This is a genomic window from Algoriphagus resistens, from assembly GCF_001442615.1.
GTDB classification, from domain to species: Bacteria; Bacteroidota; Bacteroidia; order Cytophagales; family Cyclobacteriaceae; genus Algoriphagus; species Algoriphagus resistens.
On record NZ_LMXN01000004.1, the window covers coordinates 40,414 to 56,602 of the forward strand.

The 16,189-nt window shown below is 42.0% G+C and carries 16 protein-coding genes; 8 read left to right on the plus strand and 8 right to left on the minus strand.

Translation table 11 applies throughout. The features are described from left to right. Positions 1-149: 149 nt before the first annotated feature. Complete coding sequence (gene mscL / locus AS141_RS08760) at positions 150-608, plus strand: large conductance mechanosensitive channel protein MscL (protein WP_057937281.1); 459 nt, start codon at positions 150-152, stop codon at positions 606-608. A gap of 85 nt (positions 609-693) precedes the next feature. Here mscL and AS141_RS08765 read toward each other — a convergent pair whose 3' ends face one another. The 4 genes from AS141_RS08765 to lpxK form a co-directional block, all read right to left on the minus strand. Beyond that, complete coding sequence (locus AS141_RS08765) at positions 694-1,938, minus strand: ABC transporter permease (RefSeq protein ID WP_057937282.1); 1,245 nt, start codon at positions 1,936-1,938, stop codon at positions 694-696. 106 nt (positions 1,939-2,044) lie between these two features. Continuing rightward, the gene (miaE, locus tag AS141_RS08770) at positions 2,045-2,656 is read right to left on the minus strand and encodes a tRNA-(ms[2]io[6]A)-hydroxylase (RefSeq protein ID WP_198293517.1); all 612 of its coding nucleotides are present in this window, start codon (positions 2,654-2,656) and stop codon (positions 2,045-2,047) included. A gap of 2 nt (positions 2,657-2,658) precedes the next feature. Then, positions 2,659-4,602, minus strand: a complete 1,944-nt coding sequence (locus tag AS141_RS08775) for a putative porin (protein ID WP_057937283.1) — start codon at positions 4,600-4,602, stop codon at positions 2,659-2,661. Further along, positions 4,603-5,658 (minus strand): tetraacyldisaccharide 4'-kinase, encoded by a 1,056-nt coding sequence (gene lpxK, locus AS141_RS08780; RefSeq protein WP_057937284.1) that lies wholly within the window; start codon positions 5,656-5,658, stop codon positions 4,603-4,605. Between the two features lie 39 nt (positions 5,659-5,697). Between lpxK and AS141_RS08785 the strand changes: the two genes are divergently transcribed. The 3 genes from AS141_RS08785 to AS141_RS08795 all read left to right on the plus strand — a co-directional run bounded on the left by AS141_RS08785 (position 5,698) and on the right by AS141_RS08795 (position 8,107). Further along, positions 5,698-6,798 (plus strand): Nif3-like dinuclear metal center hexameric protein, encoded by a 1,101-nt coding sequence (locus tag AS141_RS08785; RefSeq protein ID WP_057937285.1) that lies wholly within the window; start codon positions 5,698-5,700, stop codon positions 6,796-6,798. Positions 6,799-6,801: 3 nt separating this feature from the next. Then, complete coding sequence (locus AS141_RS08790) at positions 6,802-7,578, plus strand: zinc ribbon domain-containing protein (RefSeq protein WP_057937286.1); 777 nt, start codon at positions 6,802-6,804, stop codon at positions 7,576-7,578. A 112-nt stretch (positions 7,579-7,690) separates the two neighbouring features. Beyond that, a complete protein-coding gene (locus tag AS141_RS08795) occupies positions 7,691-8,107 on the plus strand; it encodes a hypothetical protein (protein WP_057937287.1) in 417 nt (138 codons plus the stop codon). Here the strand turns inward: AS141_RS08795 and AS141_RS08800 are convergent. After that, positions 8,091-8,714, minus strand: coding sequence for a histidine phosphatase family protein (locus tag AS141_RS08800; RefSeq protein WP_057937288.1), 624 nt, complete (start codon positions 8,712-8,714; stop codon positions 8,091-8,093). The two genes, AS141_RS08795 and AS141_RS08800, sit on opposite strands and share 17 nt — an antisense overlap. Positions 8,715-8,766: 52 nt before the next feature. On the opposite strand from AS141_RS08800, the gene AS141_RS08805 reads away from it, so the two are divergent. Genes AS141_RS08805 through menD form a run of 3 tightly spaced genes read left to right on the plus strand, consistent with a single transcriptional unit; the run spans position 8,767 to position 12,085 of the window. Continuing rightward, positions 8,767-9,189: a hotdog fold thioesterase gene (locus AS141_RS08805; RefSeq protein WP_057937289.1), complete on the plus strand. Its 423-nt coding sequence runs from the start codon at positions 8,767-8,769 to the stop codon at positions 9,187-9,189. Then, on the plus strand, positions 9,189-10,406 hold the full coding sequence (locus AS141_RS08810) for a chorismate-binding protein (protein ID WP_057937290.1): 1,218 nt from the start codon (positions 9,189-9,191) through the stop codon (positions 10,404-10,406). Before AS141_RS08805 ends, AS141_RS08810 begins: the two co-directional genes overlap by 1 nt. After that, positions 10,403-12,085, plus strand: a complete 1,683-nt coding sequence (gene menD, locus AS141_RS08815; protein WP_057937291.1) for a 2-succinyl-5-enolpyruvyl-6-hydroxy-3-cyclohexene-1-carboxylic-acid synthase — start codon at positions 10,403-10,405, stop codon at positions 12,083-12,085. The genes AS141_RS08810 and menD overlap by 4 nt, the downstream gene beginning before the upstream one ends. Here menD and AS141_RS08820 read toward each other — a convergent pair. The 3 genes from AS141_RS08820 to AS141_RS08830 form a co-directional block, all read right to left on the minus strand. Continuing rightward, the gene (locus AS141_RS08820; protein ID WP_157243415.1) at positions 12,063-12,836 is read right to left on the minus strand and encodes a helix-turn-helix domain-containing protein; all 774 of its coding nucleotides are present in this window, start codon (positions 12,834-12,836) and stop codon (positions 12,063-12,065) included. The two genes, menD and AS141_RS08820, sit on opposite strands and share 23 nt — an antisense overlap. A 207-nt stretch (positions 12,837-13,043) precedes the next feature. Then, positions 13,044-13,559 carry a VanZ family protein gene (locus AS141_RS08825; protein ID WP_082632254.1) on the minus strand — a complete coding sequence of 172 codons (516 nt, stop codon included), beginning with the start codon at positions 13,557-13,559 and terminating at the stop codon, positions 13,044-13,046. 74 nt (positions 13,560-13,633) lie between these two features. Next, on the minus strand, positions 13,634-14,500 hold the full coding sequence (locus tag AS141_RS08830; RefSeq protein WP_057937294.1) for a LysR family transcriptional regulator: 867 nt from the start codon (positions 14,498-14,500) through the stop codon (positions 13,634-13,636). A gap of 100 nt (positions 14,501-14,600) precedes the next feature. On the opposite strand from AS141_RS08830, the gene hutH reads away from it, so the two are divergent. Further along, complete coding sequence (hutH, locus tag AS141_RS08835) at positions 14,601-16,166, plus strand: histidine ammonia-lyase (protein WP_057937612.1); 1,566 nt, start codon at positions 14,601-14,603, stop codon at positions 16,164-16,166. Positions 16,167-16,189 lie beyond the last annotated feature (23 nt).

The window sequence follows — 16,189 nt, forward strand, 5'->3', positions numbered from 1 at the left end:
CAAATTGGCTTTTGCTCTGGCATTCAAGTATCCATCCTATTTTAACTCATAAAAAATGCCGAAATCAGCAAGTCGCTTTCGCGGAATCAAACTGATTTTGGCAGCTCAATTGATCAAAGGTTAAGTTCTGGCTTATAGTATAAACAGGTATGAAAATCAAATTGATTCAGGAATTCAAGGAGTTCGCAGTAAAGGGAAACATGATCGATATCGCGATCGGTGTAATAATAGGGGCAGCATTTAACAAAGTAGTTGATGTATTGGTAAAGGAAATTTTCCTACCCCCACTTTCATTCCTTACAAATGGAATCAATTGGGAAAATAAAAAAATCGTTTTGCGCGAGTCGGTGACAGTTGAAGGTGTTACCCATCCTGAGGAAATAGCTATTGGCTATGGAAAATTGCTTGAGGCAAGTGTGGATTTTCTGATCATTGGATTCACCGTTTTCCTTGTCGTAAAGCTGATGAACTCCATACGAAAGAAAGCTGAAGACCCAAAAAATCAAACTGTCACGACTCCAAAAAATATTGAATTGCTCAGTAAAATAACTGAGTTGTTGGAAAAGCAAGTTCAGCTTTTAGAAAGAAAAAACAGAAAGCCAGATTAGAAGTAAGGAATAATAAGGATCGATGGGAAAGAGAAAAGCCCCCCAACTGTTTAATCAGTGGTCTTCACGCTGGCTATTCCGGATGTTACTCGTATCGCAACGATTCAATAGGATCCAATTTGGAAGCTTTGAATGCTGGAAAATAACCCGACATCAATCCTACTACAATACAAATCCCGAAGGCCACTATCATCCAGAGCCAAGGAATAAGGAAACCTCCTACTCCAATCACCAAAGCGATAATATTGCCTATGGAAATCCCTAAAATTACGCCCATAGCCCCTCCCAAGATACAGATCATAATTGCCTCAAGAAGGAATTGCTGCCTGATTCTAAGCGGTGTAGCGCCTAATGCCTTTCTGATACCAATCTCTCTGGTACGCTCAGTCACCGATACAAGCATGATATTCATCAAACCTATTGAAGCGCCTAACAAGGTAATAAAACCAATACCAAAACCACCCATTCTCAGATATCCGGCGACTTCTTCCAGGCTTTCTGCCACAGACTCACTTTTGGTCAAGTCAAATGAATTCTCTTGTGCAACCCGATCTTGTCGGATTTCTCTCATCATGCCGATTGCTTGTCCCATTTCATAATCTATCCGCTCAGGGCCAGATGCAACTCCTGTTACATTGTAATTAAAATTGCCCATTTGATCCAAACGGCTGGCGTTTTGTATAGGAAGCAAAATCTGTCTATCAGCTCCAGAATCTTGTCCCACACCTCCCTGCTTTTCCAAAACTCCTACTATCGTATATGGGCGTCCTAATACTGTGATTTTTTGGTTTAACGGATCTTCATTTCCTTCAAAAAGTGTAGTAGCCAATTCTTCCCCAATTATACAAACATTGTAGCCGTTCTGAACTTCCATTGATGTGAAATTTCTGCCTGACCCCAGCTTCATGGCTTTAATACTCAAATAGTTTTCATCACCGCCGCGAATACGCACATTCGGATTGGTGGTTTTAGATCCTCGCTTAATCTCTGCAGCTCCTGTGACCGATACAAATACCGTGGAAATTCCCACACTACTATACTTTTCTTTGAAATCCATCACCTCTCTAAAGGTAAGCTTTGGATATGTTTTCTCTGTTTTACCGTCCTGAATCGCTCTTCCTCCACTAAATCCTTTGTTCCTGATATCAAATGAGTTTGCCCCAAGACCAGAAAAACTGTCTGCGATCTGGGTTTTTATCCCATCTATAGCGGTCAACATCCCGACCAGAGATGAGATACCGATAGCAATGATAGCTCCTGTAAGAATCGTTCTTAAAAGATTTACTTTTATTGAGCGTATCGCTTCACGTACATTTTCGATCAAATTCATAGTGTGTTCATAATGGAACGGATTTATTGCGCAATTGCGCCAAGCTATCTCAATTATAAATAATTACCGGGGAAATGACTATTCGACTAGAAAATTTAAGATAAACTCAGTGAATTCTGTCGCCCCTAATCTCAAGACTGTTCATCACTTCAGCTTCAAAACTTAACCATTCCTGCCATCGCTTATTCACGCGCTTCGGATCTTCATACTTTCTGGCCAGCTCGATAAATGTAACATAGTGCCCCGCTTCGGATATCATCAGTTCATAATAGAATTTCTGCAATTCCTGATCTTCCAAATGAGCAGAAAGTAATTTAAACCGCTCACAACTTCTTGCTTCTATCAATGCATTCATCAGCAATTGCTCCGTGAGTTGCTGCATTCTGCTGCCTCCTTTTTTTACAAAATTGGCTAGTTGAATAACATATTCGTCCTTTCTGGGAAAACCGAATTTCAGCTTTCTCCTGCGGATCTGTTCAAGTACACGCTCAAAATGCCCCCATTCTTCCGCTACAATAGGTGTCAGCGTATCAACTAATTCCTCCAAATCGTTGAAGCGTAAAATCAGGCTGATACAAGAAGATGCAGCTTTTTGCTCACAGTAGGCGTGATCAGTAAGCACATCTTCCAGCTGCATCTCTGCGATACCCGCCCACCGGGGATCTGTCGGAAGCTTCAGGTGCAGCATTTTCTGTCTGGTACTTTCTTCCCAACTCATAATTAATCAAATAAAAACCAGGTGATCCCAAGATCAATAAATGATTTATACCCTGTGTAATCCGGAGTGACGAAATATCCCTCTTCCTTCATCAAGCCACTATTGAGGTGATTGTATTTCAGCAAAACCCGTGTTCGGTTGATACGGAAATCCAAGAAGATATCCGCCACCGGATAGGCATACACATTGAAATCATTCTGAAGATAAAATTGCTGTGTCCCCGGAAAATATGCTTCTGCATAATAATCTGAATGATAGCGGATATCTATACCCATTTGGACATAGACATTTTCATTAAACATCGGACTATCAAAGTAAAATTTGGTGTTCCCGTAGAATTTCGGAATCCTGAAATTATCACTTGATTCTCCAGTGATCTGAGTGAAGATCACCTCTGTATCCCATTGGAATTTTTGCCCTATGCGCACATTAGCCTTCACTCCAGGAATCAGCATAAAAGCCTCTCCACTGGCTTGTTCGACCAGTTGCTCCTCATTAAAAAACACATAATTATTAATGCGGTTGATCGTCAGTGAAGGCCTAAGCTTTATAGTAGCAAAGTCAAACTTGAAAACACCCCGTACCTGATCTACACCGATATTATCAAACTCATTGTCCCATCTGTAGAAATTGCCATAGTACATCTGCTGCATGGAGGTAGGTTTGTAAACTGCCTTGGTATAATCCACTTCCAGCCAAGGTGAAATAAACAAGCCGTGAAGCCTGAAAGCTCCGGGAATCAGGTATTCCCCATCAGCACTGATGGACCATTTCTCAGAAATCTTCCCAATCAACTCTCCACCCAGATAAACCTCGTTAAAATTATTCTTTCCTGCCCCTGGATAAAACGTGCTTTTCATTCTTCCTGCCCGAAACTTTGCGTGGGCATTGTAATAAAACCCTTTAAAGCTCCCTTTGAATCCGACTTCATTCCCCCATACTTTGAAGTCATTGTAATTCCTCATCGTATCCAACTGCCCGTTAAGACGGGTCTTCGGAAAATAAAGGGAATCACTGCTATTCAACCCTGCAGATAAAGTGAAGTGATTATTCTTCTGATCAAAAACATGGTAGACCTGTAACTCATCACGAATGCTGTATTCGTGGTAAAAACGATATTCCTGGCGCAAATCACTCGCCTGGGTATTGCTCAGCCATACTTTGGCATCTTCATAGGTGAAATAAACTGAGGTACTATCCACCTCTGGCGGAATAATTCCGCCAATTTCATTCACTTTATGCAGCATTCGGGAGAAATTTCCCAAAAACCAATACTTCCCATTTTCTGATCGGTAGTTGGTATGGAGAGAATAGGAATTGTGAACGGTCATATTATCATCGCGGGCATTAGGATTCAGCGTCTTGCGAGCCCGGATAGTATGAAAGCCAAATCCCACATTCCACCTTGGGTTGATATTTCTGGCAAAACCAATGTCCAACATATTCCGCTGACCTCCGCCAAAAAAAGCAGACATCTCTGTAAATGGAGACTTCGTATCGAAATATTTGTTGTTTTCAGGAGCGTGGTAATATAAATCGTAAGCGGAAAAGCCTGACCGGGTTCCGATCACATCCGGAACCTCGTAGAAAACCGATTTGGCAGCACTGCCTATATTCCCTAAATCCTGGTACTTCCAATTGCTTTTGGCTACAGGATCATAATTGTGGAAATTATTCAATGCAGTATCCTGCGGATAAAGAATCAGGTTATTTCTTTTAATATCCTTTTCAAAAAAGTAAAGACTGGTTTTTGGCCCGTAAACCATCCTGGTGCTATCGTCAAGCAGGGATCTTCTACCGACCGTCTCCTCATCCTCATCTGGGTCACTTAATTCTCCTTGTTGATTGGTATTTTGGCGTGGTGGCGGAACAGTACGCTGCGCAAAAGCAAAGTGAACACCCGTGATGCTGAGCAATAATATGAAACAGAGTAACCGTTTTTTCACTTAGATATTGTCCTTTTTGAAGACCTTTTGTTGGATTAGTTGTGCCAAAGTTCGTTCATCAGCAGATGGAAATTTCACTTCAATAGGCAGGACAAAAATCGGAATTTCTTCCAGAAATCCCTTGGGTGCGTTGGATTTAACTTTCACTACATCTTTTTCGGTTGTTAGCACAACGGGATTTTGCGTGGCATGTTGCTTAAACCCGGCCCTGATTTTTTCAAAATCAGCAGCAGTATAATCATGGTGATCTGGATAGCTAAGAACTTCTAGAAGCTCATATTTTTTCATTACATAATCCACCAGCGGCTGATTGTTTGCCAAACCTGTCAGCAATATAATTTTATGTGAAAATGTTTCCGAACCAAGCAAAGAGAGCGGTATTCCATAAGAAATTGAAGAAAAAAGCACCGAAACATTTGATCTGCCATAACCAGAAGCAAGGTTTTCAAATTTGTTCTTCTCAGCGCTATCCATATCTTCCGGACACTTGGTGATTACGATCACATCTGCCCTTTTTGCACCGGACCTACGTTCTCTCAGTCTCCCCATCGGTAATAGAAAATCCGAGAAAAAAGGGTTCTGATAGGTGGTTAGAAGGATTTTCAGATCACCATTCACATAGCGATGCTGGAAGGCATCATCTAAAATTACTACTTCAGGAGAATCAGGGCTTTTGGCTATTTTCTCAAGGGATTCCACACGGTCCTCCCCTACAAACACATTTATTTGCCTGCCAAATTTCTGATAAATCTGGAATGGTTCATCCCCGATCTCTTTTGGGGAAATTTGTGTATTAGCTTTCAGAAAGCCTCTGGTTTTACGTCCATAGCCCCTGCTTAAGGTTGCCAGCTTCCTTTCTTTACTAAGCATTCGAACCAAAAATTCCACCATAGGGGTTTTGCCGGTGCCCCCTACACTCAGATTCCCCACTACTATACTTGGAATCGGAGATGAGGCACTTTTCAGCCAGCCCAGCTCAAAAAACCAATTACGAAGTCTGGTGACCAAATCGTAGAATATGGCAAAAGGATAAAGCAAAAAAGCGTACCAGCGCATTCGAGAATTACTAATTTTGATCAAATAAACAGAAAAATTATGGGATACAAGATTGGCAATGTGATTTCCTATCTGGAACAGATAGCCCCTCCAGCCTATCAAGAGTCATACGATAACGCTGCTTTGATCACTGGAGACAGGAATTCCGAAGTGACAGGCATTGTATGCTCCTTGGACTGCATAGAATCTACCGTAGATGAAGCTATAGAACTGGGAGCCAACATGATTGTAGCCCATCACCCAATAGTTTTCAAAGGACTAAAAAGTCTCACTGGGAGAAATTATGTGGAGCGAACTATCATTAAGGCAATCAAAAATGATATCGCAATTTATGCTATTCACACTAATCTGGATCATGTTGCTCAAGGAGTAAATAAGAGGATATCTGATCGACTGGGTCTTCTGAATACAAAAATATTGAGGCCTAAAAAGCAATTACTGAGCAAACTTGTTTTTTATGTCCCTGAGCCTGAGAAAGACAAAGTCCTTCAGGCAGTTTATTCAGCGGGAGCCGGTAAAATCGGCGAATATTCAGGTTGTTCATTTCAGATGAAGGGCACAGGTACTTTCACGCCTTCGGCAAAAGCGAATCCGACTTTGGGCGAACGGGGCGAAGCCCAAGAAGTAGAGGAAATCAGAGTGGAAGTCTTAGTTTCCAGTCATATTCTACAGAAAGTCTTACAAAAAATGCACGAAGCGCATTCCTACGAGGAAGTAGCATATTATGTGCTATCCCTTGAAAATGGAAACCAAGAGGTAGGGGCCGGAATGATAGGAAACCTATCCCGGGAAATGGAAGGAGAAGAATTTTTGGATTACCTGAAAGCCAACATGAAATTGGAGGTGATAAAACATACCTCACTGATTCCCCGAAAAATCAAGAAAGTTGCTGTTTGCGGTGGAGCGGGAATTTTCCTTCTCGAAGATGCAAAGCGGGCTGGGGCAGATGTCTTTGTTACAGCAGACATAAAATACCACGAGTTTTTTGATGCAGACGGAGCATTAATTCTCTGTGACATCGGACATTATGAGAGTGAAATTTTCACAAAAGAATTACTGCGGGAGTTTTTGTCACAAAATTTTCCTAATATTGCACTCTATTTGACAAAAGTAGTTACAAATCCCTCATCCTACCGATAGTACATGGAAAGTACAGTAGCACAGAAACTCGAAGCTATTCACAACCTTCAACTTTTAGATTCAAAACTAGATGCCATCATTAAGGTCCGCGGGGCTCTCCCAGAAGAGGTTCAGGACTTAGAAGATGAAATAGCTGGATATGAAACTCGATTGGAGAAATTTCAAAGTGAAATAGATTCTTTTGAAAATGAAATAAAGGCGCTTAAAGAAAGCATCAAGGACTCCGAGAAACTGATCAAAAAGTACCAGGAGCAGCAGATGAACGTTCGCAATAACCGCGAATATGATGCGATCACCAAAGAGCTTGAACTTCAGGATCTAGAGATTCAGGTTGCAAAGAAAAAGATTACAGAAGCTGGCTATAGAATTGATACCAAAAAGGTGGACTTGGAGGAATTAAGCGCAGTGAAAAAGGACCGCCAAAAAGATTTGGATCAGAAAAACAACGAATTAACTTCGATTGTATCTGAAAGTGAATCTGAAGAAGCGAAACTAAATACTGACCGTGAAAAAGCTACCAAAAAAGTCGACGAAAGGCTGCTGAAGGCATACAACAAAATCAGAGCTAACGCCAAAAATGGTCTCGCTGTAGTATTGGTAAAGAGAGGTGCTTGCGGTGGTTGTTTCAACACTGTGCCTCCACAAAGACAGGCTGACATCCGTGAAAAGAAAAAACTAATTGTTTGCGAACATTGCGGCAGAATCCTTGCCGGTGTAGAAGATGAAATCATCGAAGAACCAACACCAAAGAAGAAAAGAGCCACTAAAGCTAAGGTTTAATTAAAACCGTTTAGATCTTATATCCAAAAAGAAACCCTGAATTTAAAGTTCAGGGTTTCTTTTTGGATATTTTTTTTGCTTTCAACGCATTAAATTTTCTATATTGAGAGCTATGAAAAGTATTGGAACTCTAGTTATTGCCCTATTTCTGTCTCTTTCTATATTTGCCAAAGAAACAGAATCCAAAACTTTTTTGGTATTATTTAAATCAAAGGAATTAAAATCGCTGAATACCTCGCTAAAAGAAATTCAGTCCCAATTTTCTTCGGCTTTCAAAACCAGAACCTACTCAGGAAATTCGGAATTGGCATTGGTCATTGACATTCCAAAATGCGAATTTGATGCCTGCTTTCTAGGACAGTTTCTAGTTTCACTGGACAATGGTGAAGATATGAAGCTTCAGGAAATTGCTTTCCGCCTGATCGATATGACAGCCAACAAAAAGTCTTTGGACACTTTCATCACTGCTTTTGAGGAAGGTCAGAAAAAGATGAAAAATGACAAGCGAAATACTACACCAGCTCCTTAAGATGAGTAGTATCATTCCTTATCAGCAATTCAAAAGACCCATCTTCTTTCTCTTCAAGTAAATACAGGCAAAGGTTGCTGTGTTCAAACATGTCCATGTGACACAAATCCTGCTTCATAATCAAGCTCAAAAAGATACGCATCGCACGACCGTGCATACATACCAGAATAGTTTCTCCTGGTCCATCAATAATAGTGTCTATTCCCCGCTGCATCCTCTTGGCCACAATATTGGGACTTTCCCCCCCGGCAATACAATAATCTAGATTCCCCTGCTGCCATTGATCAAGCATATGCCGATAATACTGGCTTTCTTCGGGTGACATGGGCAGTCCTTCATAATCTCCCCAAGAGATTTCATTGAGATCCACGGTAGAAATTGCAGGAATCCCCAAATCCAAAAATGACTGGATTGATTGTCTGGTACGTTGTAGTCCTGTATAGTATGCTTGATCAAAAGGAACATCCTTATAAGCCTCAAAAAATGCAGCTGCCTGCTTCTTGCCATTCTCATTGATCGGTGCATCTATCCCGCTTCCCTGCACTACTCCTTTAAGATTGAAATCAGTTTGTCCGTGCCTAACTAAGTAAATTTTTTTTCGATTCAATATTCTCTAATTTTGTCTACGCCCCAAAGAAAACTCATTTACTTTAATTTTCATGGTATTCATTAAAAAGCCTTCCCTTGATCAGCTCAATAAGCAAAGTCAAAATACCATGATTTCCCATTTGGGTATAACTTTCACTGAAATTTTAAATGACAGGCTGTCGGCAACAATGCCGGTCGATGAACGAACAAAACAGCCCATGGGATTGTTGCACGGAGGAGCGAATGTGGTACTCGCCGAGACACTTGGCAGTGTAGCAGCATCTCTGACGATAGATCTGTCAAAGCAGGTTTGTGTTGGCCTCGAAATCAACGCAAATCACCTTAAAGGCGTTAAATCTGGATTGGTTACCGGAACTACCAAACCAATCCATATAGGGAAAAGCACACAAGTCTGGGAAGTTAAAATCAAAAATAGCCAAGGTACGCTCTGCTGCATCAGCCGAATCACGCTGGCGATTTTAGACAAAAAATAATGCTTACAAACGTAGTCACTACCAATACCAACACCGCCATCCTGGAACTCCTGCTTCAACTGGGGCTGACTTCCGGTGGTTCCTTTGCCATCTGGCGGAAACCCAAATCCAATACTGTAGAAATTGCCTTAAATGACACACCTGAACCGGTAAAAGTCACCCTGTCCATAGAAAGTCTTGAGCCAGGATTTATAGTTCATCCTTTCGCCGATCAGGAAGATAAAAAAGCCTATTTCATCAAAGCCAATAAGTATTTTTCCTTTGAACTGGATAAACCGCTGGCAACAGATGAATTGCCTGAATGGGCTAAAGTCCAATTGTACAACCAGGAAAGGCTTTCGCCTGAAGAAATCCGGGAACTGCTCATTAACCAAACCTTAATCAGCAAAACACAAACCTCAAAACTTAGCGAAGATAGAGATCATTTCTTCCAGTTGGTGAATGGAGGGATTAAGGCGATTCAGGAAAATCAACTTGAGAAAGTTGTTCCAGCACGTACCAAAACTATTTTAATCCCTGCTGATTTCAATCTGGGTTGTACCCTTTTGAGCATGATGGAAGCTTATCCGAATGCATTCATCAACTTTTTTCATTTACCGCATGTGGGCACGTGGATCGGAGCTTCTCCTGAGACCTTAATAGAAACCAGGGGGGAGATCTTCACGACCATGTCATTGGCCGGCACGCAAAAAGCCACGGGTGACAATCCTCTCAAATCTGTGGCCTGGACCCAAAAAGAAATTGAGGAGCAGGCACTGGTAAGTAGATACATCGTTTCCTGCTTCAAAAAAATACGATTAAGGGAATACGAAGAGCACGGACCTAAAACGGTTGTAGCCGGAAATCTTTTACACCTACGCTCTGACTTCAGAATCAACATGCAGGAAACAGGATTTCCAGAGCTTGGATCCATTATGCTGGATCTCCTCCATCCTACTTCTGCAGTCTGTGGCATGCCAAGGCGCGAGGCCCATGATTTCCTTCAGGAATTTGAAGGATTTGACCGCTCATTCTTTTCCGGATTTATCGGGCCGGTGAATATTCAGGGAAGCACTTCTATATATGTCAATTTAAGGACAGCAAGTCTTCACGACAACAAAGCAACGCTTTATGCCGGTGCAGGGGTGACAGAAGATTCCGATCCTGAGAAAGAGTGGGAAGAAACAGAACTCAAATGTCAGATCATAGGTAAATTCATTCAAAAACCAAGCGCTTGATTCTCTCCCAGATCACTGATTTAGTAGCTATCTGTGCCGGGAAAGGCATTGAAAACGCAATCCTTTCTCCCGGTTCCCGCTGTGCTCCGCTAACGCTTGCTTTTGCCCGGCATCCTACTATCCACACGCGTACTATCTCTGACGAGCGGTCAGCTGCTTTCATCGCACTGGGAATGGCCCAGCAACTGGATCAGCCGGTAGCACTTGTCTGCACCAGCGGATCAGCAGCTTTGAATTATTATCCAGCTGTTGCAGAAGCCTTTTTCCAGCAAATTCCTTTATTGCTTTTGACCGCAGACAGACCTGCAGAATGGATAGACCAGTACGATGGACAGACAATTTTCCAGCCGGATGTATATGGCAAGCACGTGAAAGCAAGCTTCCAATTACCGGACTCTACTACATTCTCCGACCAAACGTGGCACGTTTCCCGCATAGTAAATGAAGCGATCAATCTCGCAAATCAATTTCCTGCAGGCCCCGTCCATATCAATATCCCTCTGCGGGAGCCCTTTTATCCCGAAAAAGGAGAGGTGGTATTTCCGGAAAAGCCAAGGGGTTTCAGTTTATTGAAAAGCAAAACCCAGCCTACCGACGAATCTCTTATTAAGCTCAAAAACAGGCTGGAGGTTGTTCAGAAAATACTGATAATCCCAGGCCAGCAACGTCCTGACACTCAACTTCAAAGCCTATTAGATAAGCTGGCAAAAAATCAAAAAGCTGTGATCGTTACTGATACAATCAGCAACATGCAGTCCGATCAGACCATAACCTTGCATGATCATTGGCTTGGAAGCCCAACAATTTCGGATGAACTTAAACCGGATCTAATCCTCAGTTTCGGCAAATCTATCATCTCAAAATCACTCAAACTTTTCCTTCGAAAGGCCCAGGCATCCCATTGGCATATTCAGGAAGATGGAAATGCAAAGGATACATTTCAGAGGCTGACCAGAACGATTGCAGCTAATCCCATCCATTTTCTCAACTGGCTTACCCAGAATTTGGGAACCCAAAGCGCTGAATATTATCAGGCCTGGCATAGTTTCGAAAAATCTGTTTCAGCGAATCTGGGCTGGGTATTGGAAAAAGTGGCATTCGGTGAGTATAGCGCCTTATCCTATTGCCTTAGTAAAACACCGGCAGTTTCAAAAATCCACGTAGCCAACAGCATGGCCGTTCGTTACCTCAACTTGCTTGGAAAAAGGAGTCAGGAAGTGATCTGTAACCGCGGTACAAGTGGAATCGATGGGAGTAATTCCGCTGCGGTCGGGTGCACATTTACCACCAAAGAAATCGTGACCTTAATCACCGGAGATATGGCTTTCTTCTACGACCGGAATGCTTTTTGGCATAATTATGCAATGCCAAACCTTCGGATAATCTTACTTAATAATCATGCAGGAGGCATCTTTCGGCTGATAGATGGGCCATCAAATCAGCCGGAATTGGAAGAGTATTTTGAGACCATGCAGAATTTATCTGCCCATCATCTGGCGACAGAATTCGGATTTTTCTACTCAAAAGTCATAGATCAAGAAGAACTGGAAGCATCCCTAGAAGACTTCTACGGAGACTCGCTGCATCCAAAAATCCTGGAGATCGAGACTTCAAGTCCAAAAAACGCAGAAACCTTTAAGTTGGTGAAGGGAAAAATCAAGCAGATACTTGAGCGCTAAAAGTAGAATCGGGAGAAGAACTTCTCCCGATTTTATTTATAGTCCAAAGTAGAAATCCAAGTTCACCGATCTCAAACATCGTCAGAGGAATCAATCCAAAAAGAGCTCCAACCACTGAGAAAATCAATATTCCAGATACTATGCCTAAGGCACCAAGAATTTGAGGTACGTTAGACCATAGCCCTTTATAGCATAAAAATCCAGCCCCCATAAATCCATAGCCTAAACCAAAAGTACCCAGCTTAATGATGTAGTAATCTTCAATCGTGAAACTGGAAGTTGCTAGAGAAATCAGGTCAATTGAATACCACACTCCATTTGCAATCAGCATCACCCAAAGTGCGATCTTAAGGATCTTATTAGGAAATGCTGAAGTCATTTTAATCAATCCAAAAAGGAATAGAGAAAAGGTGATCAGAACACTTACTTTCACCAGCCCAAAATTCATCGTATTGGTTAAATTTCCCTCCATCCACTCGATCTCCATACTTATATCAAAATAGCTCAGCAGGAAATAAATCAATCCCGCAAAAAAGCCAGTGTAAAGCCAGGGAACTACAGACTTAAAGTGATTATCAGGGATCACCCCCATTTCCATATTTTCCACCTTTGCTCCCAATGCTTCAAACAACGCTTTGACCGTATAACTCCTGGGAGTCACCTCCCCTGCTTCGATGCGCTGGATAGTCCGCACATTCAGATTACATAGTTCGACCAACTCCTCTTGGGTCAGTCCCTTTGCTTTTCTCATTTCAGAGATTTTTTTGCCTAGTTCCGGTTGCTTCATTGTGTGTATCGTTTGATTAACCATGGCAATTTCTGTGATTGAATTGTGATTCAGGGCGAAATAAGCTCGGTTTTCACCCGGCATTTACCCGACATTTACATTTAGGACTTAAAATAAGGATTGGGAAGAATAACCAAAATGTTATTTGTAAGTATGTGGCCAAATTTAACTCTATTGATATCTGACAGGCAACATATTCAGTTTCAGTAAAACCAGAAGCGACACAATTAAAATTGTACCTAGAGCAGCGATGGTATTGAGGAATTTTTGAGCTTTATTCGGCGATTTAAATAACTTTTTAAAAGCCGAATAAAGCAAATAGCCGACTATTCCCCCGGATGTATTGGTAAGCAAATCGGTGATATCAAATGTTCCCAATTTAAATGCATACTGAAGCCCCTCTAACATCAAACTGACCAGAAAAAAGAAAAGCAGATTAAAAACAAAAGCTTTATTTCGAAATAACATTCCAGCATATATTCCCAATGGAATAAAAATTACCACATTCAAGAAGGTTTCCATCTTGTCGTAATAGCCATTGGCAAACGGAATCAGGTTGATATTTCTCTCGTCCATATAAGAAAATTTCACTCCAAACTTTAACAATATGATCCAGCCCATGACAATCAGATAAACCACTAATAAAGTTTTTGTAAGCTTGTCAGCATTGTTTTCAGCCTTTCCCATTTCAGTTGTTTGGATTATCCTTATCATCGAATGTGCTAAAATTAGTACTCAGAAAATCAATAATTACTTTTTTTCTACAGCAGAGGCAAAACTCGCTTCAAGGCCGGGTTGCGATTTTCGGCTTTCCAGATAGCTGACAGCTCTGTGAATTGGGGTATATTCGGAATCTGCATAAAGCGCACATTAAGCTCATACCCTTCCTTCAGAGATGTCGGAACTATCGCCACTCCCATCCCATTTTCTACTAATTTGAAAATCGTCAGTGCATGAACAGATTTGTGCCTAATCCTGGGAGAAAATCCCGCATCTCTGCAGATTCCAATAATCTGCTCATAATATAAATTGCTATAATCTGAGGAAAAAAGAACAAAAGATTCATCCCTGAACTGATTCACCCCAATGAATTCCTGCTCTTGAATCGGATGATCTTTTGGTACTACCAACGAAAAACTATCCCTTAGTACAACCTTCATCTCTAGATCGCTTGGCACAGAGGCAAGTCTGACAAAGCCTAAATCCAGTTTATCCTTTTCGATCATTTCCACCTGTACTGAATTACTCAGCTCCTCCAGGCTTGTGCTTACCAAAGGCTGATTCGCATTGAGTTTGGCAAGAAGATCCGGCAAAATCTGATTGGATGCCGAACCCAAAAACCCGATTCTCAATTCCCCTATTTTTCCAGAGGCAATCAACTTTAATTGATTCCGGGTAAGCTCCAGGTGATTGAGGACAAAATCCACTTCGTCTTTCAAATATGCACCGGCAGCCGTCAATTCCACATGCTTCTGATCCCGCTCAAAAAGCTGCACTTCCAATATACCCTCCAACTGCTTGATCTGTCTACTCAGTCCCGGTTGTGAAATAAATAGGCGCTCAGCGGCCTTCCGAAAATTCAATTCCTCCGCAACAGCTTTGAAATAACTTAAATGCCTTAGCTCCATGATGCCTTAAAGTTATCATATATTGACAAAAATGATATCAAAAATTATCATTGAGGATGAATATCTTTGTAAAGACCCTGGAACATTTACCCAAATAGTAATGGAAACTTTCAACTACGGATTAGACCGACTTACAGCTCGGAAAGCTTTAAAGCTGGCCGGCAAAGAGATAAAAGGTGTTTTAAGCCCTAACACGCGGGAAAAAGTTCAAGCCTCTGCTCAGGATGTAGCTTCTATCGCCAAAGGTGAAAAAGCAGTCTATGGAATAAATACCGGATTCGGCCCCCTTTGCACCAGTAAAATCTCTGCTGCAGACACACAGACTTTGCAGGAAAACCTGCTCAAGAGTCACGCTGTAGGCTTGGGTGAACCAGTGCCTCTTGAGATTTCCAAATTGATGCTCGTACTGAAACTTCAGGCTTTGGCTCAGGGGTTTTCAGGGATTCGATTGGACACGCTGGAAAGGATGCTGTGGATGCTTGAAAACGAAGTAATTCCAGTTGTACCTATTCAAGGTTCAGTTGGAGCATCTGGAGACCTGGCTCCACTTTCCCATTTATTTTTGCCGTTGTTAGGTTTGGGAAAAGTCCACTTTGAAGGTACTGTTCAACCTACTTCCTCTGTCTATGAGAAGTTGGAAATGACAGCACTTTCTCTTGGTCCAAAGGAAGGCCTGGCATTAATCAACGGCACCCAGTTTATGGCTGCGTATGGGGTGAAAGTTGTGGATCGCCTGCATAATCTCCTTGTTCATGCCGATATCACCGGAGCTATGATGCTTGAAGGGCTGATGGGGTCTATCAAGCCTTTTTCTGCAGAACTGCATCAATTAAGGCCTTTTATTGGCAATAAACATGTCGCCCAGACTATCTTAAACTTACTTCATAAATCCGAAATAGTCAGTTCTCACCTGGACTGTGCGCGGGTTCAGGATCCCTATTCGCTGCGCTGCATGCCTCAGGTACATGGAGCTTCGAGAAATGCCTGGCTTCACCTGAAAGACACCATAGAGACTGAGATCAATTCCGTCACAGATAATCCAATCGTTTTCAGCGAGGATCATACCATTTCCGGAGGTAGTTTTCATGGTCAACCCATTGCGTTGCCATTGGACTATGCTTGTCTTGCTGCCTCCGAATTGGGAAATATCTCTGATAGAAGAATTTACCTCTCGCTGGCTGGCGATACCCCGGGAGTGCCAAAATTACTCTTAAAGGAGACTGGTCTAAACTCCGGTTTAATGATTCCTCAGTACACTACTGCGGCTTTGGCCTCTGAGAACAAAGGACTTTGCTTTCCTTCATCTGCAGACAGTATCCCAACTTCCCTAGGGCAGGAAGATCATGTAAGCATGGGGTCGATTGGGGCGCGAAAAGCCTTGCAGGTCATAGGGAATGTGGAGAAAATCCTGGGTATAGAGTTGTTTTATGCCGCTCAGGCCATGGATTTTCATGCTCCTCTGAAATCAGGAAAGGTAATGACAGCTATCCATGAACATCTGCGCGCTAGAATCTCTTCAGTGATAAACGACCGGGTGATGACCGAAGATTTGGAGGCTGCTATCGAAATGATCCAAAGCGGAGAATTGGTAGCTATAGCAAATCAAACCGCGAAAGCAGAAGGATTGCCTTATGAAACTGAGTGGAGTGAAATGTTTAATTATTGAAAAATCTGTGATAATCTGCGGGA

What these genes read in the sequence shown, in the direction of transcription:
- miaE (WP_198293517.1), bottom strand. Translation starts at nt 2,656, where the DNA reads ATGAGTTGGGAAGAAAGTACCAGACAGAAAATGCTGCACCTGAAGCTT.
- AS141_RS08820 (WP_157243415.1), bottom strand. Translation starts at nt 12,836, where the DNA reads ATGAGAAAAGCAAAGGGACTGACCCAAGAGGAGTTGGTCGAACTATGT.
- AS141_RS08810 (WP_057937290.1), top strand. Translation starts at nt 9,189, where the DNA reads ATGCTTACAAACGTAGTCACTACCAATACCAACACCGCCATCCTGGAA.
- AS141_RS08765 (WP_057937282.1), bottom strand. Translation starts at nt 1,938, where the DNA reads ATGAATTTGATCGAAAATGTACGTGAAGCGATACGCTCAATAAAAGTA.
- AS141_RS08805 (WP_057937289.1), top strand. Translation starts at nt 8,767, where the DNA reads ATGGTATTCATTAAAAAGCCTTCCCTTGATCAGCTCAATAAGCAAAGT.
- mscL (WP_057937281.1), top strand. Translation starts at nt 150, where the DNA reads ATGAAAATCAAATTGATTCAGGAATTCAAGGAGTTCGCAGTAAAGGGA.
- AS141_RS08790 (WP_057937286.1), top strand. Translation starts at nt 6,802, where the DNA reads ATGGAAAGTACAGTAGCACAGAAACTCGAAGCTATTCACAACCTTCAA.
- AS141_RS08795 (WP_057937287.1), top strand. Translation starts at nt 7,691, where the DNA reads ATGAAAAGTATTGGAACTCTAGTTATTGCCCTATTTCTGTCTCTTTCT.
- AS141_RS08785 (WP_057937285.1), top strand. Translation starts at nt 5,698, where the DNA reads ATGGGATACAAGATTGGCAATGTGATTTCCTATCTGGAACAGATAGCC.
- AS141_RS08830 (WP_057937294.1), bottom strand. Translation starts at nt 14,500, where the DNA reads ATGGAGCTAAGGCATTTAAGTTATTTCAAAGCTGTTGCGGAGGAATTG.
- hutH (WP_057937612.1), top strand. Translation starts at nt 14,601, where the DNA reads ATGGAAACTTTCAACTACGGATTAGACCGACTTACAGCTCGGAAAGCT.
- AS141_RS08825 (WP_082632254.1), bottom strand. Translation starts at nt 13,559, where the DNA reads ATGGGAAAGGCTGAAAACAATGCTGACAAGCTTACAAAAACTTTATTA.
- lpxK (WP_057937284.1), bottom strand. Translation starts at nt 5,658, where the DNA reads ATGCGCTGGTACGCTTTTTTGCTTTATCCTTTTGCCATATTCTACGAT.